Here is a 25,857-nt window from a genome sequence, read left to right as displayed (position 1 = left end):
CGCTCACAGCTCGCCCCCGGCGCTCTCGGCGTTCGGGGCCGCCGTTCGCCGCACCCTACGCGTCGGACCTCGCCCGGCGCGCGGCCTCGTCGGGCCACACACCCACGTGGTCGCTCTCCAGAACCAGCCGCACCCGCTTGCGCAGGTGCAGACGCTCGGTGAACTCACTCGGCAGTTGCAGCCGACCGCTGCCGTCCAGCACCGCGTACTCCTCGGGGGTCAGCACCTCGACACCGTCCGCACCGGCGGCGACCCGGCGCAGCACCTCGGTCGAGATGCGGCCGTCACGGATCCCTACGGTGCGCTGCACCTGCTCGGACACCAGAGCGTCGTGGGTGACCACGATCACGGTGACCCCCAGGTCCTCATTGGCCCTGCGCAGCCCCGCGAAGACCTCGTCGCTGGTGGCCGTGTCGAGTTCGCCGGTGGGTTCGTCGGCGAACAGCACCCGCGGCTCGTTCGCGTTGGCGACGGCGATGGCGACCCGCTGCTGCTCGCCGCCGGAGAGCGTGTCCGGGGTGCGGTCCCGGCAGTGGCCGACGGAGAGCAGGTCGAGCAGTTCCTCCGCCCGCGCCCGGCGCCGGGATCGCTTGACCCCGGTGTACGTCATCGGAAGCATCACGTTCTCGGCCGCCGACAGGTAGGGCAGCAGATTGCGGGAGGTCTGCTGCCACACGAAGCCCACAGTCCGGCGCCGGTAGCTGAGCCGCTCACGGCGCTTCATCGTCAGCAGGTCGTGTCCGGCGACCTCGGCGCCGCCCGCGGTGGGCACGTCCTGACCGGACAGTATGCCCAGCAGGGTGGACTTGCCGGAGCCGGAAGCCCCGACCATCGCGATCATCTCGCCCTCGGCCACCGTCAGGTCCAGACCCTGAAGGGCCTGTACTTCGACGCCCTCGGTCTGGTAGATCCGCACCAGGTTCTCGCACACGACAAGCCCCGCCTCGCGTCGCGGGGCGTCGGTCACCGCCCGCCGGCGCAGCTCGTCCAAGTCCGGTGCCGCGGTCGGCTGTTCGTGAACTGGCACACGGTCCCCCGAGGAGATGAGGTCTGCGGACAACGCTGTCAGACGGTCGTCAGAATAGTGCGGAAATCCGTACGAGGGGCGGGATCCGCCGTCCCCAGCAGCCGGCCCTCGAGTCCTCGCGGCGAAACGCGTGACGGGCCACGCCGCTCCCACTCTGCGGAGCACCGGAAATGCGCGGACCGGGGGCGGCGCCGTCAGCTGTCCTCGATGATGCGGCCGTCGCGGAGTTCGAGCACGCGGTCGGCCAGCTTGAGGAGTTGCGTGTCGTGGGTGGCGACGAGTGCGGTGACGGATTCGCTGCGGACGACGGCGCGCAGCAGGTTCATCACGGTGAGACCAGTGTCGGCGTCGAGCTGGCCGGTCGGTTCGTCGGCGATGATCAGAGCCGGGTTGTTGGCGAGGGCTCGGGCGATCGCGACCCGCTGCTGCTGGCCGCCGGACAGCTCGCCGGGACGCTGGTCGGCATGGTCGGAGAGGCCGACGAGGGAGAGCAGAAGGCCGACGCGAGCTTCGCGCTCGCGGGCCGGGACCTTCCGCAGGCGCAACGGAATCCCGACGTTCTCGGCAGCGGTCAGAATCGGGATGAGCCCGAAGGACTGGAAGACGAAGCCGATACGGTCGCGGCGCAGCGCCAGCAGGTCGTCGGCGCCGAGCCCTGCCAGGTCGGTGCCGTCCAGGGTGATCCGGCCGCTGTCCGGAGTGTCGAGGCCGCCGACCAGGTTGAGCAGGGTGGTCTTGCCGGAGCCCGAACGGCCTCTCAGAGCGACCAGTTCGCCGCGCGGCACGGTGAAGGAGACACCGCGCAGGGCATGGGCGGCAGTGTCGCCACCGCCGTAGGTGCGGCGCAGGTCCTCGACCACCACCATCCCGCCGGCCGACGTCTCGACGTCCGGCACAGTAGCCTTACGGCTGGGCTGCTCGCGCATATTTCCTCCCGCCCCGCCCCGGCTCGACCGGGGCAGTCCTGCGTTCGCACCGCATGGTATGCCGAACCTCCGCCGGAAGGTCTGTCATAGGCGCACTACCCGGCGGGCGCCGAAAGCCCGGCCGCCGCGGTGCAACGGCGGGACTTGGGACACCAGGCGGGCGGCCCGCCCGCGCGTCCTCAACGATGTCGGCACGGCAGTGACGCTGGACACCAACCAGTACGGTCGGACGTCTCCGCAGCACCCTTACCAAGGTGGAGGCCGTCCAGTCCCGGCGGACCGGAGAGCCGGTGCAGCTGGCGGTGGTTCGCGAGCACACCCCGATCCGGATCGCGGGATCCGACGACGGCGCGGGGATGGCGAAGAAGGTGAAGTCGGGCGGGACGCACGGGGCCCGACTCTCTGAAGCACGGGTGTGCAGGTGAACAACCGTGACAGGGAGTTGTTCAGCCCATCGGACGACCATGCCCGGCTCGCCGAGGGCCGGGAGTGGCTGTTCCTGGTCGTAGCCCTGGTGGTGAAGCCCGAGTCCGGCGCGTGCCGATGCGGTCCCGTCTGCACAAGGCCCCCGCCGGAGCAAGCCGACGGATGTGCTCACGTGTCACGAGTGATCACAAGCCAGTGAGAGGCAGGGCCGGTCGCTCCTGGTCGGTGCGGCCACCCGGATGGTGTTCAACTGCTTGCCGACCGCATCGGGCAGGTTCATGCCCGACCCGACTCCGCTGGTGAGGTAGCACAGGAGAGGTGCGGTGAGGCGTTACCTCGGGGGTACGGCGGGGATGCCGGGCGTATGAGGCGTGTTCATCTCACCGACCAAGCGCCTTACGGCACGGTGCGCGGGTACGTTCCCGTGCAGCTCGAGGTAGGCATCGCGAGGCAGCCGGGCCTGTTCCGTCCGCAGCTCGGCCGGGGCGGTCACTTCGACGCATTTCGCGTTCCTCAACTCGTCCGCGTGGTCGGCGAGATCACTTGGACGTCATCTCATTTGGTTGGGTAAGCAGCCAGTCGTGGCGGGGATCGTTGAGCAGCTGGTGCCGGATGAGCTGTGGGAGTTGTTCCAGCGGGTGGTGCCAGAGGCGCCATCGCGGCGTCAGGGCGGTGGTCGGCGTCGGCACGGCGACCGCGAATTGCTGGCCGCGATCGTCTTCGTGGCGAGCTCAGGCTGTACGTGGCAGCAATTGCCGACCGCGTCGTTCGGGCCGTCCGGCGCGACGGCTCACCGTCGTTTCACCGAGTGGACGAAGGCCCCCGTGTGGGCCAAACTCCACCGCCTGGTCCTCGACGAACTCGGCTCCCGCGGTGAGCTGGACTGGTCCCGGTGCGCGATCGACTCGGTGAACATGCGGGCCCTGAAAAAAAAGGGGGGGTCTGACGGGTCCGAATCCTGTCGATCGGGGCAAGTATGGCTCGAAGATCCACCTGGTCACCGAGCGGACCGGGCTGCCCCTGTCCGTCGGAATCTCCGGGGCGAATCTGCACGACAGCCAGTCGCTCACCTGGACATGCCATTCCTCGCGCCGCAGCGCCAGGGCGCCTGAAGGAGAGCCGGCCGCTGCCAACGGCCGTCAGGCTGGACGGCAGGCCCCACAGGCGTGGCTGTCGATCGCTGCCGCCAGGTCGAGAGCCGCCGCCCGCACCGCAGGATCCTCATCGCTGGCCAGTACGCTCACCGTGCCACTGCCGCTGAGCACGGCTTGGTGAGCTGCACGCTGCACGGTGACCTGCGGAGGATTGCCGTGTTCGAGGATCGCTTGTAGCAGCTCGATCACTCCGGGCCGGCTGGTGACTGAATCGGTCACGGCGAGATCCCATAGGAACGGAACCGCCGCGACGGTCGCGTCGAAGACTGCCAGCTCACCGAGCCACAAGCCGAGATCACTCAGCGCATCGGCGCTCGTCCTGGCGTCGCCCCACGCCACCCTCGACAGTCGACCCGGAACGTCCCGTGCGGACCCGTAGGCATGCGTCAACTCGTGCCACCGGACGCGGCTCATGCCCTTGAGGATCGTTCCCACGAAGCGCTCCTCTCCTTCGGCCCGCTGCTCGCCCCAAGCGAGCCTCTCCACCCACGGACCGCGCTGACCGCGAGGCTAGCCCGACACAGCGTAGAGTGCTCTCAGATCTCGCCAACATTCCAGGCCGGCGATGTCCTCTTCCCGGACGAGGCCGGGGGCGCGCCCTGGGCGGTGGCCTTGACCGTCACCGTCGTCGTCGCCTTGGGCGCGCCGCTGTGCTTTGCCTTCGCGCTCGCCGTGGCGGTGGCGCCGGCGGTGTGGGTGGGCGAGGCCGACGGCGAACTGGGGGTGTAGCCGTCGGATGGGAGGCTGCTCTGTGTGGCCAGGACGGTGTCGCCCTGGGGCGCCGCCCGGTGGCTGTCGGGATGGCTGGTGTGATGGCTGCGGCCCACCAGAGCGATCGGGACCGCGATCAGTACCGCCCCTGCTATCGACGCGGCGGCGAGTACCGTCTTTCGCGGCCCCGGTGAGGCCCCCGGCTCCCGCTCTGGACGGTGCTCAGGAAGCGGGCGGTGGCCTCCTTGGCGATGGACCGGTTGTAGGAGAGGTAGCGGCGGCTGGCCAGGTTGCGTGCTGAGGGGCTGGTCGACCGCATCACGCTGCCGCAGGCCGGGCGGACCCGGGTGTGGTTTCCGACCTCGTACGGCGTGCAGCTCGCCGCTTGGCCCAGGTTCGCACCGTCCCGGCGGCACCAACGCTCGACTTCGCCGCGATCGCCTTCGTCGCGGCCCACTCGGTCGGGAGGTGGGGCGGATCTCCGTGACCATGCGCACCGCACGCTCACAAAGCTCGGGAGGGCAGGGGGACGGACGGGCCATGACTCGATCTGAACCCCCAAGACGAATCTAGGGTGACATCGTTGCACGGCCTCTTTTGGGCACCGCGGTCAAGGACGTACTCTCGCGCCACTGCACCAATTTCCAACGATGTAAGGACGGGGGTGTGTTGGGACCGGCACAAGCAGAGGGCACGTCAGCCGAGGTACAGAGAAGGAAAGTTGATATGACTGCCACATCGAGGAAGCGACGGCTCAGATCCATACGGCGGCAGGTAGGCACGACCGCGGCCCTGGCGGTCGCCGCCGCCATGACACTGATGGGCGCCGGACCCGTGTCGGCCGGCAGCTCGCACGAGCGCAGCACTCCCACCGTCAGGTCGGGGGACGCGCGCTTCGAGATCCTCTCGTCTACGTTGATCCGTACTGAGTACGCGGGCGACGGGAAGTTCACCGATGAACCGACTTTCAACGCTATCGGCCGCGGCGGCTTCGCTCCGGCCGACTACACGGCCACGGTGTCCAGCGGCTGGCTGGTCATCAGGACGAGCGCGCTGACCCTGCGCTACCAGGTCGGTTCCGGGCCGTTCAACGCCCGTAACCTCTCGGTGCACTTGGCGGACGGTAGTTCGGTGACAGCCACGCCTTGGCAACGGCTGACCTGTGAGATCGGCGCGCTGTGCGAGGCGGAGAACCTTCAGCTGAACGGGCTGTCCGTGGCCTCGGATCACGCCGGCCACACCGGCACGGGCTTCGCCGCGGGATTCGAGGGCACTGGCAGCTCGGTGTCCTCTGACATCGATGTCAAAGACGCCGGCGCCTACCAGTTCGACCTGCGTTATGCCAACTCCCGTGGCGGGGACGGCCAGTCCCACACCCGCACACTGGCCCTCTCAGTGGACGGCGACGTCCCGCAGACGGTGTCCCTGCCGACCACGGCCGACTGGAACACCTGGAGCCTGGCCACCGCGAGCCTCGACCTCACCGCGGGCCACCACACGATCGCTCTGACCCGGACCGCGTCGGACAGCGGGAACGTCAACGTCGACAGTGTCGCCCTGGTCCGCCCCGGTGATGAGTACCCGCCGGTCGCCAGCACCGCGATCACCGACTGCCTGCTCGGCACGAGCTGCGAGGCGGAGGCCGGGCGGATCGACGGCACCGCGGTCAGCGCAATGGACCACAGGGGATACGCGGGCAACGGCTTTGTCGCGGAGCTGAACAAGGGGTCGAGTCTGACCACGCATGTGGTCGGCGTTCCGGCCGACGGCACGTACACCCTGCGGGTGCGCTACGCCAATGGCACCGGCGGCGACGGTCTCCACCAGACCCGCACTGCCTCCGTCTCCTCCGGCACCGCCACCGAAGCCTTGACGCTGCCGCCGACAGAGGACTGGGACACCTGGAAGACAGCCTCCGTACCGCTCGCCCTGAAGGCGGGAGCGGACGACGTCACCCTCGACTGTCCTGAAGCAGCGAGCTGCCACGTAAACCTGGACACCGTCTCCGTGGCCGCGACGAAGCAGGCCGCGCCGGCGCCGCACCTCGCGCTCGGCGGCTACCGCCGTGGCCTGGACGGCGTGAGCGGCAACGGCCGCGCTCCGGTGACCACCCCCGGCCTGCTCAACCAGGACGGCTGGTACCTGCTGGACGACACCCCGTCGGCTTTCTACGACAACGCGTCGAAGAAGGTCACGCCCCGGCCCTCACACGGTGGCGCACCTTACCAGGACGGTTATGTCTTCGGCTACGGGCACGACTACAAGCAGGGACTTACGGACCTGGCGACCCTGACCGGGCCTCCGCAGTTGCTGCCGCAGTGGGCGTACGGCGTGTGGTACTCGGAGTACATCGACCGCACCGCGGCCGACTACGAGGACACGATTCTTCCCGCATTCCGCTCCGAACACGTCCCGCTGGACGTGCTGGTCACCGACACAGACTTCAAGGCCGTGAACAGCTGGAGCGGTTGGGCGATGGACCCCGGCAGATTCCCCGACCCGAAGGGGTTCTTCGACTGGGCGGCCGCACAGGGGCTGCACGACACGCTCAACGTGCACCCGAGCATCCTCGCCACCGACCCCCAGTTCGCCCAGGCCCAGACCACAGCCAAGGGCAAGCTGGCAAAGGGCGGTTGTGCCTCCGCCGCTTCGGTCGACAACAACTGCTACACCTTCGACTTCGGCGACCCCGACCAGCTCAAGGCCTACATGGACCTGCACCGCACCATGAACGAGCAGGGCAACGACTTCTGGTGGCTCGACTGGTGCTGCGACTCCTCCCAGTCATCGCTGCAGGGCATCACACCGGACGCGTGGATCAATCAGCAGTACGCCACCCTCACCGGTAAGGCCAACAGCCACGGATTTGTCCTCTCCCGCGCGTACGGCTCGCTCCAGGCCGGCGGATACAGCGGCCAGCAGGCGCTGCCGACCGGCCCCTGGGCGGACAAGCGCACCACCGTGCACTTCACCGGCGACACCGCCTCCACCTGGGGCACACTGAAGCTGGAGGTCGGCTACACGCCCGGGGAGTCCGCCGCGACGGGGATGGCGGCCATCACCCACGACATCGGCGGGCACAACGACACAACGGGGCTGCCTGGTTCGGAGACGTACACCGACGGCGGGCAGACCCGCGCCACGCACAAGCTCCCCGACGACCTGTATGCGCGCTGGGTGCAGTTCGGCACCTTCCAGCCGATCGACCGGCTGCACAGCAACCACAGTGACCGGCTGCCCTGGCAGTACGGCACACAGGCGCGGCACTCGGCCGACAAGTTCCTCAACCTCCGCGAGAACCTGGTGCCGTACACGTACTCGCTGGCCAAAGAGGCGAACCGGACCGGCGTACCGATCGTCCGTCCCACCTACCTGGAGTATCCGAACGAAGCGCAGGCGTACCAGAGGGCCGACAGCGAGTACTTCTACGGCCCCGATGTCCTGGTCGCCCCGGTGACGACGCCGGGGACGACGGCGACCACCACGGTGTGGTTCCCGCCCGGCCAGTGGACCGACTACTTCACCGGCAAGACCTACCAGGGCGGCACCATCCAGGACATCGCCACCGGTCTGGACACCATGCCGGTGTTCATCAAGGCCGGCGGCATCCTGCCGACCCGCACCCATGACGTCGCCGACAACGACCGCAATCCGCTCACCGACGTCACCCTGACCGTCGCCTCCGGCGCGCCGGGGTCGTACCGTCTGTACGAGGACGACGGAACTACCGCGCAGAGGGGACACAGCGCCACGACGACCGTCCGGTACGAGCGCAACGGCTCGCGCCACACCGTGTCGATCGGCCCGGCGCAGGGCTCCTTCCACGGGCAGGTGAAGAACCGCCAGTGGACACTGTCCCTTCTGGGCACGACCCGTGAGCCCACCGAGGTCACCGCGACCGGTGTCCTACTGACCTCGCGCGACTACCGCTGGGACCGCTCCACCGGGACGCTCACGATCACCCTTCCCCGGCATACCGTCCACCGCCCGATCACCGTCACCTACCAGTAGGCGACTCGGAGGTGGCGACGGTCTGTCTGGAACTCGCTTCCGGGCAGACCGTCACGCCACGGGTCGGGCCATGCCGTTGGTCCGAGACGTCAGCCGACGCCTGGGTGAGCACGCCGGTCACACGCCCACCCCCGTCACCCCGTGAGGGTGAGCGCTGCACCGCCGAGGGCGAGTAGGCGCTCGACAAACGCAGTCTGACCAGCCTCGCCGCCGTCGCCGCCGCCGACCACCTGGAAGCACTCCTCCGTACCCGACTCAAACGCCTCCAGTACCAGCCCGACACCCTCGACGGCTTCATAGCGGGTACCGGCCTGCCTCTCGCCGACCCAACATCACCCTGGCAGGCCGAAGTCAGTAACGGGCCGTCCCGAAGTGCCGCCGCACCACGGCCGTTCGCCCCCCAGGGCGTTCGTCGTCGTGAACGCCTCAGCTCCGCCTTCCGCAGACACGGATTGTCCACAGCAGCGGGAAGAGGACGATGCCATGCGCGAGCGACCGGTGCAGCCGGAGCGGCACCCGGTCTCAGTTGGGTGCGGAGACGTTGCGTCGGCGGCGGCCGGGAGCTGCCGGCTCCTCGGCCTGGAGGTGGTCTCTCAGCCACTGCTCGGTATTGCTCACGTGCAGCAGTGCGGCAGCCTGACTGAGCGCGGCGTCGCGGTTGGACAGAGCCGTGAAGATCGCCTCGTGCTCGGCGAGGGTCCGGCCCGATGAGGCTTCGTCGACCAGGCCGCGCCAGATGCGGGCGCGCAGGGTGCGGCCGGAGACGCCTTCCAGGAGGGTGAGCAGGGATTCGTTGCCGGTGGCCGCGACGACCGCGCGGTGGAAGGCGGCGTCGTGCGCGTTGAGCTGCTCGACGTCGTCACGGGCATCGCGCATGGCATCCAAGTGCTGCTTCACCTCGGCCAGTTGGTCGTCGGTGATGCGGGTCGCGGCCAGCGCGGTGGCGACCGGTTCGAGGAGCCGCCGTACCTCCATCAGGTCCCTCAGGGCACCCGCGTCGCCCTGCAACAGCTCCACCGCACCGCCCAGCCCCTCCAGGAGCAGGCTCGGCTGCAGGCTGGTGACGTAGGTGCCGTCGCCGCGCCGTACCTCCAGGACGCGGGCGACGGCCAGTGCCTTGACCGCCTCGCGGGCGAGGTTGCGGGACAGTCCCAGCTGGGCGGCGAGGTCGGGCTCCGGGGGCAGCTTGGAACCGGGCGGCAGCGCGCCGGAGCGGATCAGCTCACGGATCTGCTCGATGGCCTTGTCCGTCAGGGACACCGTGAACTCCTTCCGCCGTCGTTCTCCGTCGGCACGTCCGACCTGATCAGGCCCTCGGCACGAAGATCGTCCCAGAGATCCTGGGGAACCGGCCGGCGGTGGAGTTCCGCGTTCCGCTCGACCTGTTCCGGGCTCCGCATGCCCAGGGTGACGTTGATGATACTGGGGTGCGTGGCGGGGAAGGCGATCGCGGCGGCGGGGAGGGTCGTACCGTGCCGTTCGCAGACCCGGGCGATCCACAGGGCGCGGCTCACCAGGTCGGACGGCGCGTCCCGGTAGTCGTATTTTATTCCCTCGGCGGGCCGCTCCTGCGACAGCAAACCGGAGTTGAAGACCCCGACCGCCACCACGCTCTTGCCGAGTTCCCTCGCGGCCGGCAGTACGTCGTCGAGCGCCGACTGGTCGAGGAGGGTGTAGCGCCCGGCGAGCATCACCATGTCGGCGGCGGTCTCGCGCAGGAAGCGGGCGAGCATGCCCGACTGGTTCATGCCGGCCCCGATGGCGCCGATCACTCCCTGGTCGCGCAGATCGGCCAGGGTGGGCATGGCCTCGTCGGCGGCCTGCCGCCAGTGCTCGTCGGGGTCGTGCACGTAGACGACGTCCAGGCGGTCCAGGCCGGTGCGGCGCAGGGTGTCCTCGATGGAGCGGAGCACCCCGTCGCGGCTGAAGTCCCACTGTCTGCGCAGGTCGTCCCGGACGACGAACCCCTCGGTGTCCACACCGCGCGGCCGTTCGTTCGGCACCAGGAGCCGGCCGACCTTGGAGGAGACGACGTACTCGTCCCTCCGCCGGTCGCGCAGGGCGGCTGCCAGGCGCCGCTCGGACAGGCCGAGACCGTAGTGGGGTGCGGTGTCGAAGTACCGGATGCCCGCGGCCCAGGCGGCCTCGACCGCGGCCGTCGCCTCCTCGACCGGGGTGACACGGTAGAGGTTGCCGATGACGGAGGCACCGAAGCCGAGTTCGGTTATCTCGACGGAGGTGTTCAGGATCTTCCGGTGTCGCACGCGCGCTCCTACGGTTCCGGTCAGCGTCTGACATGGGCGGTGCCGCCCGCCGCGAGGGCCTCGACCTCGGTGAGCGTCGCCATGGAGACGTCGCCCGGCGTGGTCATGACGAGGGCGCCGTGGGCTGTGCCGCGGGCGAGGGCGCGTTCCAGGCCGGCGCCGGTGAGCAGGCCGTGGATGAGGCCGGCGGCGAAGGCGTCGCCCGAGCCGATGCGGTCCAGGACGTGCAGCCCGGGCATCGGGGGGCCGGCGAGGAAGCCGGTCTCCCGCGACCAGGCGGCCGACGACCAGTCGTTGACCCCGGCTGAGGGAACCTCGCGCAGGGTCGTGGCCAGCACCCTGGCCTGGGGCAGAATCCGCGCCAACTCCTGGAATACGTCGGGAAGTTCGTCGCCGGCGAGACGCATCCGCCCTGGGCCTTCCCCCGCCAGGCCCAGGGCGCCCACCACGACGTCGGCGTGCCGGGCGAGCCGCAGGTCGGTCTCGCGCGCCCGGTCGGCTCCGCCCCGGCCGTCCCACAGGCTGGCGCGGTAGTTCGGGTCGTAGGAGACCGTCACGCCGTGCCGTCGCGCGGCCGCCATCGCCTCGTCGGCGCTGTCCGCGGTGGTGTCGGACAGGCCGGCGAAGATGCCACCGGTGTGGAACCAGCGTGGCCCTGCGGCGAAGACGGCGTCCCCCTTGCGCAGCTGGGAGACGGCGGTGTTGGCACGGTCGCTGACGCCCAGGGCGCCCCGGACACCGAACCCGCGCTCGACGAAGTTCAGTCCGTTGCGGGCGGCGCGACCGGTGCCGTCGCCGGGCACCCAGCGGATCAGCGAGGTGTCGACACCGCCTTGGAGGATGAGGTCCTCGACGAGGCGGCCCACCGCGTTGTCGACGAGGGCGGTCACTACGGCCGTCCGCAGGCCGAAGCAGCGGCGCAGTCCGCGTACGACGTTGTACTCGCCGCCGCCTTCCCAGACCTGGAAGGTACGGGTGGTACGGATCCGCCCCTCGCCCGGGTCGAAGCGGAGCATCACCTCGCCGAGGGCCACCACGTCTGTCACCTGCCCAGCCACCCCCCGTCGACCGGCAGGATCGTGCCGTGCACATAGGCGGCAGCGTCGGAGGCCAGGAAGACGGTGGCGCCGGCAAGGTCGTCCGCGCTCCCCCACCGTCCGGCCGGGATGCGGTCGAGGATCGCCACGCTGCGCTGCGGGTCGTCGCGCAGAGCCTGGGTGTTGTCGGTGGCGATGTAGCCCGGGGCGATGGCGTTGACGTTGACGCCGTGCGGCGCCCACTCGTTGGCCAGCGCCTTGGTCAGGCCCGCGACGCCGTGCTTGGCGGCGGTGTAGCCGGGGACGGTGATGCCGCCCTGGAAGCTGAGCAGCGACGCTGTGAAGATGATCTTTCCGTGGCCTCGGGTGACCATGGTCGCGCCCACCGCGCGGCTCAGCGCGAACTGCGCGTTGAGGTTGACCTGAAGCACCGTCGCCCAGTCGGCGTCGGCGTGGTGGACGGCCGGGGCCCGGTGGATGGTGCCCGCGTTGTTGACGAGGATGTCCACCGGCCGCTCCCGCCCGGCGAGGTCCGCGCCCAGCGCGCGGACGGCGTCCGGGTCGGCGAAGTCGGTGCGGAGTGCCTCGAAGGTACGGCCCGCGGCGACGACGTCCTTCTCCACCGCGCTGCCGGACTCCTCCAGCGACGCGCTGACACCGATCACGTCCGCGCCGGCCTCGGCCAGCGCTCTTGCCATGGCCCGGCCGATACCGCGCCGGGCTCCGGTGACGACGGCCAGTCTGCGGGTCAGGTCGAAGAGGGTCATGCGCTCGCTCCCGCCACATCGTCGGCGCCTTTGGTGTCATCGCCTGTCGCCGGGTCGTTGCCGCAGTCCACGAGGATCTTCATCACGTCGCCGCCCGCCTCCAGCGCCTCGAACGCCGAGGGCGCCTCGGCCAGCGGGACGACCTTGCTGATCAGCCGGTCGGCGGGGATCGTGCCGTCGGCCACCAGTCCCACCGCGCGCTCGAAGTCGGCGCGGTCGTACAACCTGGCCCCCACCAGGGTGAGTTCACGCCAGAAGAAGCGGTGCAGGTTCACCTCGCGCGGCCGGGGGTGGATGGCGACGAGGCAGAGCCGGCCGCGTACCCCGAGGGCCTCGACCGCCGTGTCCACGCCGGCGGCGGCGCCGGACACCTCGAAGGCGACGTCCGCGCCCGCGTCGGCAGTCCACTCGCCGACGAGCTCCGTCACGTTCTGGGTGGCCGGGTCCCACACGGTGAGTCCCAGCTCCTCGGCCAGCGCGCGGCGGTGGGCACTCAGCTCCACCAGGCGCACCTCGGCACCGGCGGCACGCGCGACCAGGGCGATCAGCACGCCGACCGGTCCGCCGCCGACCACCACGACCCGCTCGCCGTCCCGTACCCCGGCCCGGCCGACGTCGTGCACGGCGACGGCCGTGGGCTCGACGAGCGCGGCCCGGTCCAGGGGCACGGAGTCCGGAAGACGCACCAGCGTGGCGGCGGGTACGGTCCAGCGCTGCTGCATCGCGCCCGGCGAGTCGATACCGATGAAGTCGAGGTGCTGGCAGATGTGCCGGTGTCCGGCACGGCAGGCGGGGCAGGTGTCGTCCCAGCGCAACGGCATCACCGTCACCGCGTCCCCCGGCGACCAGCCTTCCACCCCGGCCCCGACCCGCACCACGCGGCCGGACATCTCGTGTCCGAGGACGGCGGGCGCCGAGACCCGGGTGTCCATGTCGCCGTGGAAGATGTGCAGGTCGGTGCCGCAGATGCCGACGTAGGCGGGGGCCAGTTCCACCTCGCCGGGACCGGGCGGCGAGGTGGGCGCGGGAGCCGTGTCCAGGGTGCGGGCGGACAGGTAACGGACGGCGAGAGTCATCGTGTGGTCAGGGTCCCTTCAGCGCGGACGCCGATGGTCAGCAGCAGGTTGGCGTAGGTACGGGTGTCGGCGGTGACGACGGCCAGGGCCAGGTCGGGCGAGCGGGCGGCATCGTAGAACTCGAAGCGGCCGAGGGTCCCGACGGGGACGGGGAGCAGCCGGGAGCGGTACTCGGCGATGGCCGGCGGCTCCGGTTCGCCGTCGGGCGGGACCATCACCTGGGCGGACTCGACCGGCACCGACCGCAGCAGGACGTCCAGGACGCTGGTGACGTCCAGGAGGCCCGGTGCCAGGTTGAGGTGGACCGTGCGGGCGCGTTCGCCGACGGCCGTGCTCGCGGGATAGTGGCCGTCGGCGAGCAGCACCCGGGCGCCGTGCCCGGCCCCGGCCAGCGCTTCGAGCATGCCGGGGTGCAGAAGGTCGGTCAGGAGCACGGGGCCCCCTCCTTCAGCTGGTAGAAGTCGGTCGCGGTACCGGCGAGGACCGCCTCGGTCTCGATCGCGGTGCAGCCGCCCAGGAGCTCCTCGACGGTCGCGGCCCAGCGGTTCCAGCCGCCGGCGAGCACGCACACCGGCCAGTCGGAGCCGAACATGAGACGCTCGGGGCCGAAGGCGGTGAGCAGGACGTCCCACACCGGTCGAAGGTCGGCGACGGTCCACTTCTCGTGGTCGGCCTCGGTGATCAGCCCGGACACCTTGCATCGCACCTGGGGATGTCCGGCGAGCTGCCTCAACGCACGCTCCCAGGCGCCCAGTTCACTCTGCCGGACAGGCGGCTTGCCCGCGTGGTCCAGCACCAGCGGCAGCTCCGGGAGACGTTCGGCCAGGCGGATCGCCTGCGCGAACTGGTGGCTGCGGATCAGCACGTCGTAGGCGAGTCCGCGCTCCCGCACGGCATGCAACCCCCGCTCCACGGCGGGCCTTTGCAGCCATTCGGGGTCCTCCTCGCCCTGGACGAGGTGGCGTACGGCCCGCAGGTACCGGCCGCCGGGCCCGGACCGCAGTTCGTCGAGCACGTCCCCGGTCGCCGGCGAGGTGAGGTCGATCCAGCCGACCACCGCGCCGATCAGCGGATCGGCGTCGGCCAGGACGAGGAGTTCGCGGGTCTCCGGCACGGAGGTCACGCACTGTACGACGACGGTGCGGGCCAGGCGCCGTCCGGCGACGGTCCGGGTGGCGGTCGTACGCAGGTCGTCCGGGCCGAAGCCGCGGCGGATGGGCTCGTGACCGGGCTCGTCCAGCCAGGGCTGGGGGCGGTGGTCGAGGTCCCACACATGGTGGTGGGCGTCCACCAGTCCGTCGTCCACCAGTTCGTTGTGGTCAGACACGGAGGGACCACACCGGGCCGTCGGGGTAGGTGTACTCCTTCAGGGAGGCCTGGTGCATCTGGGCGCTCAGTCCGGGCAGCGTCGGGGCGAGGTAGTGGCCGTCGGCGATACGGACCGGGTCGACGAAGTGTTCGTGGAGATGGTCGACGTACTCGATCACCCGGTCCCCGGTGGTGCCGGAGACGGCGACGTAGTCGAACATCGACAGGTGCTGGACCATCTCGCACAGGCCGACGCCGCCGGCGTGTGGGCAGACCGGCACGCCGAACTTGGCGGCGAGCAGCAGGATCGCGATGTTCTCGTTGACTCCGCCGACCCGGGCGGAGTCGATCTGGACGATGTCCACCGCGCCGGCCTGGAGGAGCTGTTTGAAGACGACCCGGTTGGCGATGTGCTCGCCGGTGGCGACCTTGATCGGGCTGACGGCCCTGCGGATGGCGGCGTGGCCGAGGATGTCGTCGGGTGAGGTGGGCTCCTCGATCCAGTAGGGGTCGTAGGGGGCCAGGGCCTGCATCCAGTCGATGGCGGGCCGGACGTCCCATCTCTGGTTGGCGTCGACGGCGATGCGGATGTCCGGGCCGACGGCCTCGCGGGCGGTGCGCATGCGCCGGATGTCGTCCTCCAGCTCGGCGCCCACCTTCAGCTTGATCTGGGTGAAGCCGTCGGCGACGGCCTCCCGGGCGAGACGGGCGAGTTTCTCGTCGGAGTAGCCGAGCCACCCGGGGGTGGTGGTGTAGGCGGGGTAGCCGCGCTCCAGGAGGCGGGCGATGCGCTCCTCGCGCCCCGGCTCGGCGCGCCGCAGGATCTCCAGCGCCTCCTCGGGGGTGAGGGCGTCGCTGAGCCAGCGGAAGTCGACCTGGGCCACCAGCTCCTCGGGGGACATCTCGGCCAGGAAGCGCCAGACCGGCTTGCCGGCCCGTTTGGCGGCCAGGTCCCAGGCGGCGTTGACGGCTGCGCCGGTGGCCATGTGGATGGCGCCCTTCTCCGGTCCCAGCCAGCGCAGTTGGGGATCGTGGACGAGGGAGCGGGCGAAGGCGCCGAGGTCGGCGCAGACCTCCTCGACGGACCGGCCCACGACATGCGGGGCGAGGGTGGCGATGGCGGCGGCCTGGGCGTCGTTGCCGCGGCCGGTGGTGAAGGCCAGTGCGTGGCCCTCCAGTTGGTCGTAGGCGTCGGTGCGCAGAACGACGTAGGCGGCCGAGTAGTCGGGCTCGGGGTTCATCGCGTCGGACCCGTCGAGGTGCTCGGAGGTCGGAAAGCGCACGTCGAGCACGTCGAGGGCGGTGATGCGGGCGGACGCCGAAGGCGCGGACACGGCGGAGGACATGGCGGCAACTCCTGTGGGACGGGGCGGGAGAGGGTCCCCCTGCGACGGATGCGTGCGGCGGGGTACGGCGGCGCCGGCCGCCTCGGTCAGTCCTGGACCCTGCCGCCCGTGATGCGGGAGATGGTCAGCGCGACGAGGATGATCAGGCCGTTGAGGGCGCCGATCCACTGGGCGGGGACCCCGGCCAGGGTGAGCACGTTCTGGATCATGAAGAGCAGCAGGATGCCGCAGAACGCGCCGAACATGGTGCCCTTGCCGCCGTTGAGGCTGATCCCGCCGATGACCGCGGCGGCGAACACGGTGAAGATGTACCCGTTGCCCTGCGCGGCGGCGACCGAGGCGAGCCGTCCGGACAGCAGCAGCCCTGCGAGGGCGGCGAGTACGCTGCCGGTGACGAGAACGATCCACAGCACCCGGTCGGTGCGGATGCCGGCCGCCCTCGCCGCGTCGACGTTGCCGCCGACGGCGTACAGCGAGCGGCCGAAGCTCGTCCAGCCGAGCACGACGATGGCGGCCGCGAACAGCGCGAGGCAGATCCAGATGGACGCGGGCATGCCGAACCATTCTGCGGTGCCCAGGTACAGCATCGAGGCCGGCAGCTGGAAGAAGGTCTGGCCGCCGGAGATGCCGGTGAGGATGCCGCGCAGCACGATCAGCATGCCGAGGGTGACGATGAAGCCGTTGAGACCGAAGCGGATGATCAGCAGCGAGTTGACCACACCGACGAGCGCGCCCACGGCGAGGGTGACCGGGATGGCCCAGGCACCGGGGAGCAGCCCGAGACCGTGTCCGGCACCGGCCGGCACCACGAGCCAGGCGGCCACGCCGGGCGCGAGGCCCATGGTGGACTCCAGGGACAGGTCCATCTTCTTGACGATGAGGATCATCGTCTGGGCGAGTACCAGCAGGGCCATCTCGGACATGGTCTGCAGGACGTTGACGATGTTGTCCGGCTGCAGGAACACGGGGTTGACGATCTGGCCGACGGTCGCGATGACGACGATCGCCGGGACGAGCGCCAGGTCGCGCAGCCGGGCGAGCGGTATCCGGCCGCCGAACAGCGCGGTCCCTCCGGCCCGGGGCTCGGCGGCCTTGCCGGCGGCCGGGTCCGCGAGGGCGGTCTCAGGCATTACTTCAGGCATGCAGGTCCACTCCTTCCATCGCGGCCACGAGGTCGTGGTCGTGCCAGCCGCGGTCCATCTCGGTCGTCACCCGGCCCTGGAACATCACCAGCACCCGGTCGCACATGCGCAGGTCGTCCAGTTCGTCGGAGGCGATGAGCACTCCGGTGCCGGTGTCCGCGGTCTCCTCGACCTTGCCGAGGAGGAACTCCTTGGAGCGCACGTCCACGCCCGCGGTCGGGTTGATCAGCACCAGCAGTCGGGGGTCGTCGGCGAGAGCCCGGGCCATGACGACCTTCTGCTGGTTACCGCCTGACAGGGCGGACACGGGCAGGTCGGGCCCCGGGGTCTTGATAGCCAGGTTCTCGATCATCCGCTCGGCGAGCCGGTCCCTGCGGGCCCGGCTCAGCAGTCCGTTGTTGCCGAGCTGCTTCGGTACGGACAGCGTGGCGTTGTCCGCGATCGACATGTCGGGCACGAAGCCCTGGTGGTGGCGGTCCTGCGGGACGAAGCCGGCGCCCGCGGCGAGCGCGGCGGGCACACTGCCCGGCCGGGGCCGCCGCCCCGCGATCTCCAGCTCCCCGGATCCGGCGGCCCGCAGTCCCACGACGGTCTCGGCGACCTCGGTACGGCCGCTGCCGGCGGCCCCCGCGAGGCCGACGATCTCACCGGCGCCCACCCGGAAGGTAACGTCCGCGTAGGCGTCGCCGGTCAGGCCGCGCACGTCCAGCGCCGCGGTGGCGCCGGCGTCCAGGGTGCTCGCCCGCTCCTCGTTCCGGTCGGCCGCCGCTTCACCCGTCATCGCGGCGACGAGTTCGGTGCGGGGCAGGTCGACGACCGGCGCGGTCACGATGTGCCGGGCGTCCCGGAACACCGTCACCATGTCGCAGATCTCGTAGACCTCCTGAAGGTGGTGGCTGATGAACAGGAAGGTGACGCCCTGGCGCTGCAGGTCGCGGATCCGGCCGAAGAGCCGGTTGATCGCCGCGCCGTCGAGCTGTGCGGTCGGCTCGTCGAGGATGATGAACCGGGCGCCGAAGGACAGTGCTCGTGCGATCTCGACGAACTGCCGCTGCTCGACGTCGAGTTCGCTGGCTGGGGTGTGCGGATCAACCTCCACCGACCAGGCCGAGAGCAGTTTCTGGGCGCGGCGCCGGGTGGCCTGCCAGCTGATGAGCCGGTTGCGGCCGTGGTCGTGCCGGTTCAGGAAGAGGTTCTCGGCGACGGTCAGCGTGGGGATGATCGTCGACTTCTGGTAGACACAGGCCACGCGTTGCCGCCAGCCGTCCCGGTCGGTGATCCGCGGGGCCGGCCGGCCGCCGAAGGTGACCATGCCCTCGTCCGGGGACTGCAGACCGGTGAGGACCGACACCAGCGTCGACTTGCCGGCCCCGTTGCGGCCGACGAGCGCGTGGGTCTCGCCGGGCCTGATGGTGATCCGGGCGCCGTCGAGGGCCACCGTCGGACCGAATCGTTTGACCACGCCCGTCGCCTCGACGACGGGCAACTGCTCATCACTCATCTCAACCGCCTTGTGGGGAACGTCAGCCGAGGTTGTTGCCCCACAGGGACGTGTCGTCGCTCTTCACACTGGACACGCCGCCGTAGGTGCCGCCGTCGGCGGTGACGAGCGGGGCCGACAACTGGTCCTCCAGCAGACCCGCACGGACCTGGACGATGGTGCTGTCATGGTCGGTCTTGCCGGGCTTGAACGACTTCCCGTCGATCGCGGCCTTGAGGTAGTAGAGGGCGTACTTGGCGTAGAGGTCGGCGGGCTGCGAGACGGTGGCGTCGATCCGGCCGGCGGCGATGTCCTTGAGCTCCTCGGGGATGCCGTCGTTGGAGACGACGAAGACGTGCTTCTTGTCCTTGGGACCGACCAGCAGGCCCTTCTGCTTGAGCACCTGGAGCGTCCCGGACAGGGCGAAGCTGGACTGCATGTAGATGCCCTTGATGCCCGGGTTGGCGGTGAGGTCGGTCTGCAGCTTCTGCGCGGCCGTCGCGCCGTCCCAGTTGGTGGCCTCCCCGAACACCTTGATGCCGGGGTAGCTCTTCTTCATGCAGTCGTTGAACGCCTCGGTGCGGTCACGGCCGTTGATCGAGGAGAGGTCGCCCTCCAGCATCACGACCTTGCCCTTGCCGCCGAGCCGGGTGCCCAGGTACTGGCAGGCCTTCTCGCCGTATGCGCGGTTGTCGGCGCGGACGACCATGTAGACGCTGCCGGTGTCGGGCCGGGTGTCGACGGTGACGACCGGGATCTTCTTCGCCTCCAGCTGCGCCAGCGTCGGTGCGATGGCTGCGGTGTCCTGCGGGGCCATCGCGAGGCCCTTGACGCCCTGGCTGATGAACGTCTGGGCGTTGGCAGTGAGTTTGGCGACGTCGTTCTGCGAGTTGGTGGTCTTCAGCGAGAGGCCCAGCTGCTTGGCGTACTCCGGCGTGTACTTGATGTACGAGTTCCAGAAGTCGGTGTCGGCTCGCGGGTAGTCGACGCCGACCAGCGGCTTGTCACTCGACGTGGCCGCGGTGCCGGAGCCGCCGCAGGCACTGAGCAGTGCCATCGCGCAGGCAGCCGAGGCGGCGGAACAGAGCAGGTTTCTGAGTCTCATCGGTACGTCCTCGCGCCGGTCCCGTAGCGGGAGTTTGTTTCCTGGTTGCGACACCCGCGTCGCCACCGGAGAGATGGGATGTATGTATAGCCACGACCCCGAACCGGCGTCTACCCCTTGGAAAGATGACTACGACCGCACTCGCGACCGCCACATCCATCCCATCAATACTCCCGGACACCCGCCCCGACCTGCATCAAGGCAGGATGCATACATGCCATGTCTGAGTGATTTGGATTCCGGCAAAAACGCACAGAACCTATCTTTACTGTCGCCCCAAATCAATCATTCATCCCTGCACGATGGTTGACATGGACGGGATACAGGCACGATCTTCGTCCGTAACATCCGGCGCCCGGGTCTCCCCTGTCCCCCCTCTGCACCAGGGATTTCCACATGTCGAGTTCGCTCAGCAGACGCCAGTTCGTCGCCGGCGCCACCGCCGTCGTGGCAGCCGCGGTCGCCACCGACGCTTTCGCAGCCGGCCGCGCCCCAGCGGCCACGGCCACCTACACACCCACGTGGGACTCCGTGAACCAGCACACCGCAGCCCCCGAGTGGTTCCGCGACGCCAAGTTCGGCATCTACTTCCACTGGGGCGTCTTCAGCGTTCCCGCGTATGACAGCGAGTGGTACCCGCGCAACATGTACGAGAGCGGGAGCAAGGCCAACAAGCACCACATCGCCACCTACGGCGACCCCGCCGACTGGCCGTTCCACAACTTCATCAGCGGCGCGGACGACCTGGCCGGCAACTTCACCGAGTTCAAGCCCAGGCTCAAGTCGGCCGGCGGCAACTTCGACCCCGCCGAATGGGCGCAGCTGTTCGTCGACGCGGGCGCGAAGTTCGCCGGGCCGGTCTCCGAACACCACGACGGCTTCTCGATGTGGGACAGCCAGGTCAACGAGTGGAACTCCGTCGACAAGGGCCCCGGCCTGAACCTGCTGCGGCTGTTCACCGACGCCATCCGCGCCAAGAACCTGAAGCTGCTGGTGGCGATGCACCACGCCTACAACTTCACCGGCTACTACGAGTACGCACCCGCCCAGACCGACGACAGCCTGAAGAAGCTTTACGGCCAGCTGAGTTCGGCCGAGGAGAACCAGCTCTGGTACGACAAGCTCAAGGAGGTCGTCGACCTCGCCAAGCCGGACATCCTCTGGCAGGACTGGCGCCTCGACCACGTCGACGAGACCCAGCGGCTCAACTTCCTCTCGTACTACTACAACCAGGCCAACTCCTGGGGGAAGGAGGTCGTCGCCACCTACAAGGACGGCCTCGACAGCCACGGCGAGGTCTTCGACTTCGAACGGGGCGGCCCCGCCGACCTCACCAACCCCTACTGGCTCACCGACGACAGCATCTCCAGCTCCAGCTGGTGCTACACGCAGGGCATCGGCTACTACTCGACCGAGCAGATGCTGCACGCGCTGATCGACCGGGTCAGCAAGAACGGCAACATGCTCCTGAACATCGCGCCGAAGGCCGACGGCACCATCCCCCAGGGACAGCGGGACATCCTGCTCGCCATCGGCGACTACCTGAAGCGCTTCGGCGAGTCGGTCTACGAGACCCGGGCCTGGACGGCGTACGGCGAGGGCCCCACGAAGATGGGCGGCGGCTCCTTCACCACCCCCACGGCCGGTACGGCACAGGACATCCGCTTCACCCGGAACAAGGCCAACAAGGTCCTGTATGCCACCGTGCTGGGCTGGCCCGGCAGCTCACTGACGATCAAGACCCTCAACTCCGCCCGGATCGACGTCTCTTCACTGAAGTCGGTGAAGCTGCTCGACTCGACCGCGGGCGACTACATCAGCCTCGCGACGCCGACGCAGGACGCGGGCGGCCTGACCGTCAACCTGCCGTCCTCGGCGCCCTTCACCGCCAACGCCTACGTCCTCAAGCTCACCTTCAAGGGCGAGATCCCCAGCCTGCGCCCGCTGGCCGGGGCCGTGGCGTTCAAGGACGCCGGCTACTGCGGCACCGGCACCGTCCTCGAAGTCGGCGAGTACACGGCGGACGACCTGACGCTGGCCGGCCTCACCCCGCGCACCCTCTCCTCGCTGCGGCTCGCACCGGGTCACCGGGTCATCGGCTATTCGGGCGACAGCTTCACCGGCACCGCCTGGACCTTCACCGCCGACAACGCCGACCTGAGGAACACCGGCAACAACGACAAGGTCACCTCGCTGAAGGTGCAGTTCGACCCGGCCTCGTACTTCAAGGTCGTCAACGTCACCGACGGCCTGGCCCTGGACAGCGGCGGCGACGTCGACTCCGGCTCCAACCTCAAGCAGTGGACCTGGGACGGCAGCACCAACCTGCAGTGGCAGGCGGTCGAGGTGGGCGGCGGGTACTACAGGCTGGTCAACCGCACCAACGGCATGGTCGCCGACGGCTGGGGCGCCACCTCCGACGGCTCCGCCGCCCGGCAGGCCGCCTGGAACGGCGGCACCAACCAGCAATGGCTGATCACCCACCGCGGCGACGGCCGCTACTCCATCGCCAACCGCACGACAGGCCTCGTCCTGGACGGAGGCGGCAACGTGTCCTCCGGCTCGATCACCAAGCAGTGGACGTACGGCTCCAGCACCAATCTGCTGTGGACGTTCACCACCCTGTGAGCTGAGCCTCCCCGGCAAGTTTCCGCGGTCCCGGAAGGAGGCCGCAGGACCTACGGGCCCGGAATGACCTTCCCCCGTGTCGAACACGTGCCTCGGCGGGCGGATGTCACCGGGCCCGGCAGGTGCCGTCGGAGACGAGGAAACGCAGTAGGCACTTCGTTTCGCGGGCACAGCAGCGCGAAGCCTGCCCCGTGCTTCTCTCTTATCCTCCGGTGGGTCTTCACCACGGAACAAGACCAGCCTGACGTCCCAGCAGGTGCCCGAGTGCGAGGGCAATCTCGGTGGGGCAGTCAGTGAACCGTTCCAGATTCGGGAGAGATCTGGGATGTCACACGCTGACGGGTTCGTCGGCGCGGGTGTGCTGGTGATGGTAGGCGGTTTCGTACTCGGATGGTTATGTGTGGCCGAGAGCCCCGTGGAGTCGGCGGTGGTCGTACCAAGCGATCCACTCAGCGGTGGCGAACACGACGTCCGTGAAGGACTTCCACGGTCCGCGACGGTTGATCAGCTCGGTCTTGAACTGGGCGATGGTGGCCTCGACGAGGGCGTTGTCGTACGCATCGGCGACACTGCCGAACGAGGGGGCGATGCCGGCCTGTGCCAGGCGCTCGGCGAAGGCGATCGAGGTGTACTGCCCGGGTCCGAGTGGTGTACCAGCCCGGTGACCTGGTCATTCGGCCGGTAGCCGCGTTGCCACAGGACTTGTTCGACCACGTCCAGGACCAGGCTTGTGTGCCTGCTCGTCGATGCCTTCCAGCCCGTCCGGGCCAACCCCACACGCCACGCCGTAGTCGGTGATGCCTTGGGCTTTGAGGGGGTTGGTGTAGGAGGTCGGGGGGGCGGACGGTGGCGGTCCAGCCAGAGACGCATATGGTGCTGCCGCACGCAGGCGTGCTGCGGCGAAAAAGGCACGGTCTATGACGCCGTGGTCACCGGCGCCGACGGCACGCTGCTGAACACCGACTTCGCCTCAGGGCGCAACCCGTTCACCGGCGGCGACATCGTCGACTCCGCCCTCGTGGTGTCCGGCACCACGGACGCCTTGTACGCGCCCGCGACCCGTCCGCAGCCCCTGTTGCGCAAGGACTTCACCACCGTGGCCGGCAAGAAGGTCGCCTCAGCGCGGGTCTACGCCTCGGCGCTGGGGATCTACCAGTTGGAGCTCAACGGAAAGCGGGTCGGCGACCAGGTACTCGCCCCGGGCTGGACCCACTACCACCAGCGCATCCAGTCCCAGACCTACGACGTGACCGAGCTGCTCGACGACGGCGCCAACGCGATCGGCGCTTCACTGGCGGACGGCTGGTGGGCCGGCAAGGTCGGGATCGGATGGAGCCGTCAGTACGGGGACACCCCCGCCCTGGTGGCCAGGATGCGCATCGCCTACACCGACGGCTCTGTCCAGTGGATCGGTACGGACGGCTCCTGGAAGGCCGTCGGCGGGCCCTACGTGAAGGCCGACCTTCAGGACGGCGAGACCTACGACGCCCGCCTGGAGCCGTCAGGCTGGAGCCGACCGGGATTCGACGACGCGCGGTGGGAGCCCGTCGGACGTGAGCCGGTCGCCAAGGTCGGTTTGCTCGGAACTGTCGTCAGCGCCTCTTCGGCAGTGGCGCTCACGCGAGCTGCCGCGATGGGCATCGCGCGGTTCGGACGGCAGCGACGCGACAAAATCGACGAGGACCTGGATGGCGTCGCGCACGCTCGCACGGGCGGCGATGGTGCTGCTTCAGGAACTGGAGCCGGCCGAGGAGCACGGAGCGGACCTGGACGTGGCCGCGCTGTGGGTGTCGCGGTTCTCGTACTGGCTGGAGATGCGGCGTGGGCTGCGGGCGGTGTCGGGGTGGCGTTCTTCGGCGATCCATTGGGCGAGGGATGCCAGTGTGGTTTCGGCGCTGTCCGCCATGTAGTCGCGCAGTGCGTCGAGGTCGCCGCGTGTGGTGCCCAGCACCGGCTCGAGGCGCAGGAGTTGCCAGGACTGCTGGACGAGGGTTCCGCGTCCTCGGGGATCGAAGGTCCAGCTCCATCGCACGACGCCGTCGTCGGCGCCGCCGACGACGAAGGTGAAGGCGGTGCCGGGTTCGGCTCGCGTGATCTGGGAGCGGGTGGTCCACTGCTTGCCGTTCCTGTGGTTGCGGCCGCTGAACCACGCGCCGACCACGGGGCCGGCGTCCTGGTCGAAGGCGACGTCGGTGGCGTTGGGGCTCCATCGGTGGATGGCGGACACGTCGCTGACCAGGTCGTAGACCCGTGCGGGGGCGGCGTCGACCCATGCGTGCCTGGTGAAGGCGAAATCCGCCACGTTCAAGGTCTCGAAGGGGTCGTGTTCGCGGGTCGTGCTGCTCAAGGCGTTCCTCCTGTACGAGTGCGGGATGCGGAGGGACTCAGCTCATCGCCGCTCGGGCCGGGGAGCCAGTCCCGCTGGTGCCTATCCCCGGCGGGGAGAGGCTGTGCGTCACGGGGTCGGCACATACTCGGTGCCATGAACGGGACATCACAGCTCGGGGACTTCTTGCGGACGCGGCGCTCCCAGCTGCGACCTGACGAGGCCGGCGTGCCCACCTACGGGGAGCGCCGTCGGGTGCCGGGTCTTCGCCGCGAGGAGCTGGCGCTGCTGGCGGGGGTGAGTGCCTCCTACTACGCCCGCCTGGAGCAGGGGCACTCGGTGGGCGCCTCGCCGGAGGTGCTGGACGCGATCGCCCGGGCCCTGCGGCTGGACGAGTCCGAGTGCCGGCACCTGCACGACCTGGCCCGAACGGCCAAGCCCCGCAGCCGACGGCGCCCCGCGCCGGAGCACGTGACCGAGCCCACCGCCCAGCTGCTGGACACGCTCGGGCACGTCCCCGCGATCGTGATCGGCCGGCGCAGTGACGTCCTGGCGTGGAACCGGCTGGGGCACGCGCTGTTCGCCGGGCACCTCGACCCCGGTGCCCCGGACGTACCGGCGGAGCGCCCCAACATGGCCAGGCTGGTCTTCCTCGATGCCCATACCCGCGACCTGTACGCGGACTGGCCGGGCAAGGCCAGGGCGGTGGTGGGGAATCTGCGCCTGGTGGCGGGGCAGTACCCGCAGGACGCCGCACTGCACGCGTTGCTGGGTGAGCTGAGCGCGAAGAGTGAGGACTTCGCCTCGATGTGGGCCGACCACCGGGTCAAACCCTGCACGGTCGCCGAGTACGAGATGCGTCACCCGCTGGTCGGCTCACTGACCGTGATGCAGCAGACCCTGAGCCAGGGGCCGGGCCCCAGCCTCGTCGTCGCGACCACCGCGGCGGGCTCACCCTCGCGAGCCGCCCTGGAACTCCTCGCCCAGGCCACCACCCGGGCCGCCCCTGTCCGTTCGGACAGCCGGCTCAGCACCGGCTGACCCCGTACCCCTCCTTCCGGTCGGCACCCGCGGATGCTGGTCCCGGCCGGGCATCTTCCCACCCTCCACCGTCATGCGTCGG

Annotated in this window: 19 protein-coding genes and 2 pseudogenes; 5 read left to right on the top strand and 16 right to left on the bottom strand. The window is 69.7% G+C overall.

What is annotated here, in order from left to right; translation table 11 throughout:
- Positions 1-55: 55 nt before the first annotated feature.
- On the bottom strand, positions 56-1,027 hold the full coding sequence (locus ACH45E_RS07480; RefSeq protein WP_399040169.1) for an ABC transporter ATP-binding protein: 972 nt from the start codon (positions 1,025-1,027) through the stop codon (positions 56-58).
- Positions 1,028-1,221: 194 nt separating this feature from the next.
- Positions 1,222-1,953 (bottom strand): ABC transporter ATP-binding protein, encoded by a 732-nt coding sequence (locus ACH45E_RS07475; protein ID WP_361454926.1) that lies wholly within the window; start codon positions 1,951-1,953, stop codon positions 1,222-1,224.
- A gap of 1,007 nt (positions 1,954-2,960) precedes the next feature.
- Between ACH45E_RS07475 and ACH45E_RS07470 the strand changes: the two are divergent.
- A pseudogene (locus ACH45E_RS07470) lies at positions 2,961-3,447 on the top strand (IS5 family transposase); the annotation flags it as partial.
- A 71-nt stretch (positions 3,448-3,518) separates the two neighbouring features.
- Here the strand turns inward: ACH45E_RS07470 and ACH45E_RS07465 are convergent.
- A complete protein-coding gene (locus ACH45E_RS07465; RefSeq protein ID WP_361454923.1) occupies positions 3,519-3,968 on the bottom strand; it encodes a hypothetical protein in 450 nt (149 codons plus the stop codon).
- A 1,086-nt stretch (positions 3,969-5,054) separates the two neighbouring features.
- Here ACH45E_RS07465 and ACH45E_RS07460 point away from each other — a divergent pair.
- Positions 5,055-8,255 (top strand): TIM-barrel domain-containing protein, encoded by a 3,201-nt coding sequence (locus ACH45E_RS07460; protein ID WP_361455032.1) that lies wholly within the window; start codon positions 5,055-5,057, stop codon positions 8,253-8,255.
- Between the two features lie 522 nt (positions 8,256-8,777).
- On the opposite strand, the gene ACH45E_RS07455 is transcribed toward ACH45E_RS07460, so the two are convergent.
- The 11 genes from ACH45E_RS07455 to ACH45E_RS07405 form a co-directional block, all read right to left on the bottom strand.
- Positions 8,778-9,515, bottom strand: a complete 738-nt coding sequence (locus ACH45E_RS07455) for a FadR/GntR family transcriptional regulator (protein ID WP_361454920.1) — start codon at positions 9,513-9,515, stop codon at positions 8,778-8,780.
- A complete protein-coding gene (locus tag ACH45E_RS07450; RefSeq protein ID WP_361454917.1) occupies positions 9,506-10,519 on the bottom strand; it encodes an aldo/keto reductase in 1,014 nt (337 codons plus the stop codon). Before ACH45E_RS07450 ends, ACH45E_RS07455 begins: the two co-directional genes overlap by 10 nt.
- 20 nt (positions 10,520-10,539) lie before the next feature.
- Complete coding sequence (locus ACH45E_RS07445; RefSeq protein WP_361454914.1) at positions 10,540-11,565, bottom strand: sugar kinase; 1,026 nt, start codon at positions 11,563-11,565, stop codon at positions 10,540-10,542.
- Positions 11,562-12,323 carry an SDR family oxidoreductase gene (locus ACH45E_RS07440; protein ID WP_361454911.1) on the bottom strand — a complete coding sequence of 254 codons (762 nt, stop codon included), beginning with the start codon at positions 12,321-12,323 and terminating at the stop codon, positions 11,562-11,564. The genes ACH45E_RS07445 and ACH45E_RS07440 overlap by 4 nt, the downstream gene beginning before the upstream one ends.
- On the bottom strand, positions 12,320-13,399 hold the full coding sequence (locus ACH45E_RS07435) for an alcohol dehydrogenase catalytic domain-containing protein (RefSeq protein WP_361454908.1): 1,080 nt from the start codon (positions 13,397-13,399) through the stop codon (positions 12,320-12,322). The genes ACH45E_RS07440 and ACH45E_RS07435 overlap by 4 nt, the downstream gene beginning before the upstream one ends.
- Positions 13,396-13,833 (bottom strand): RbsD/FucU domain-containing protein, encoded by a 438-nt coding sequence (locus ACH45E_RS07430; RefSeq protein WP_361454905.1) that lies wholly within the window; start codon positions 13,831-13,833, stop codon positions 13,396-13,398. The genes ACH45E_RS07435 and ACH45E_RS07430 overlap by 4 nt, the downstream gene beginning before the upstream one ends.
- Positions 13,824-14,726 (bottom strand): amidohydrolase family protein, encoded by a 903-nt coding sequence (locus ACH45E_RS07425; RefSeq protein ID WP_361454902.1) that lies wholly within the window; start codon positions 14,724-14,726, stop codon positions 13,824-13,826. The genes ACH45E_RS07430 and ACH45E_RS07425 overlap by 10 nt, the downstream gene beginning before the upstream one ends.
- Positions 14,719-16,053, bottom strand: a complete 1,335-nt coding sequence (locus tag ACH45E_RS07420; RefSeq protein ID WP_361454899.1) for an L-fuconate dehydratase — start codon at positions 16,051-16,053, stop codon at positions 14,719-14,721. The genes ACH45E_RS07425 and ACH45E_RS07420 overlap by 8 nt, the downstream gene beginning before the upstream one ends.
- An 86-nt stretch (positions 16,054-16,139) precedes the next feature.
- Positions 16,140-17,183: an ABC transporter permease gene (locus ACH45E_RS07415; protein ID WP_361455029.1), complete on the bottom strand. Its 1,044-nt coding sequence runs from the start codon at positions 17,181-17,183 to the stop codon at positions 16,140-16,142.
- 4 nt (positions 17,184-17,187) lie between these two features.
- Positions 17,188-18,696 (bottom strand): sugar ABC transporter ATP-binding protein, encoded by a 1,509-nt coding sequence (locus tag ACH45E_RS07410; RefSeq protein WP_361454896.1) that lies wholly within the window; start codon positions 18,694-18,696, stop codon positions 17,188-17,190.
- 22 nt (positions 18,697-18,718) lie between these two features.
- Positions 18,719-19,780 (bottom strand): sugar ABC transporter substrate-binding protein, encoded by a 1,062-nt coding sequence (locus ACH45E_RS07405; protein WP_361454893.1) that lies wholly within the window; start codon positions 19,778-19,780, stop codon positions 18,719-18,721.
- 396 nt (positions 19,781-20,176) lie between these two features.
- Between ACH45E_RS07405 and ACH45E_RS07400 the strand changes: the two genes are divergently transcribed.
- Positions 20,177-22,408 (top strand): alpha-L-fucosidase, encoded by a 2,232-nt coding sequence (locus tag ACH45E_RS07400; protein ID WP_361454890.1) that lies wholly within the window; start codon positions 20,177-20,179, stop codon positions 22,406-22,408.
- A 394-nt stretch (positions 22,409-22,802) separates the two neighbouring features.
- On the opposite strand, the gene ACH45E_RS07395 is transcribed toward ACH45E_RS07400, so the two are convergent.
- Positions 22,803-22,997, bottom strand: coding sequence for an integrase core domain-containing protein (locus tag ACH45E_RS07395; protein WP_361455026.1), 195 nt, complete (start codon positions 22,995-22,997; stop codon positions 22,803-22,805).
- A gap of 141 nt (positions 22,998-23,138) precedes the next feature.
- On the opposite strand from ACH45E_RS07395, the pseudogene ACH45E_RS07390 reads away from it, so the two are divergent.
- A pseudogene (locus ACH45E_RS07390) lies at positions 23,139-23,963 on the top strand (alpha-L-rhamnosidase N-terminal domain-containing protein); the annotation flags it as partial.
- A 174-nt stretch (positions 23,964-24,137) separates the two neighbouring features.
- Here ACH45E_RS07390 and ACH45E_RS07385 read toward each other — a convergent pair.
- Complete coding sequence (locus ACH45E_RS07385) at positions 24,138-24,755, bottom strand: SRPBCC family protein (protein WP_361455023.1); 618 nt, start codon at positions 24,753-24,755, stop codon at positions 24,138-24,140.
- A gap of 135 nt (positions 24,756-24,890) precedes the next feature.
- On the opposite strand from ACH45E_RS07385, the gene ACH45E_RS07380 reads away from it, so the two are divergent.
- Entirely contained in the window at positions 24,891-25,775 is an 885-nt protein-coding gene (locus ACH45E_RS07380; protein WP_361455020.1) for a helix-turn-helix transcriptional regulator, read from the top strand.
- The last annotated feature ends 82 nt before the right edge of the window (positions 25,776-25,857 follow it).

The organism is Streptomyces sp. NPDC020299 (assembly GCF_044387825.1).
GTDB lineage: Bacteria > Actinomycetota > Actinomycetes > Streptomycetales > Streptomycetaceae > Streptomyces.
This window is presented reverse-complemented; position numbering and strand designations above follow the sequence as displayed.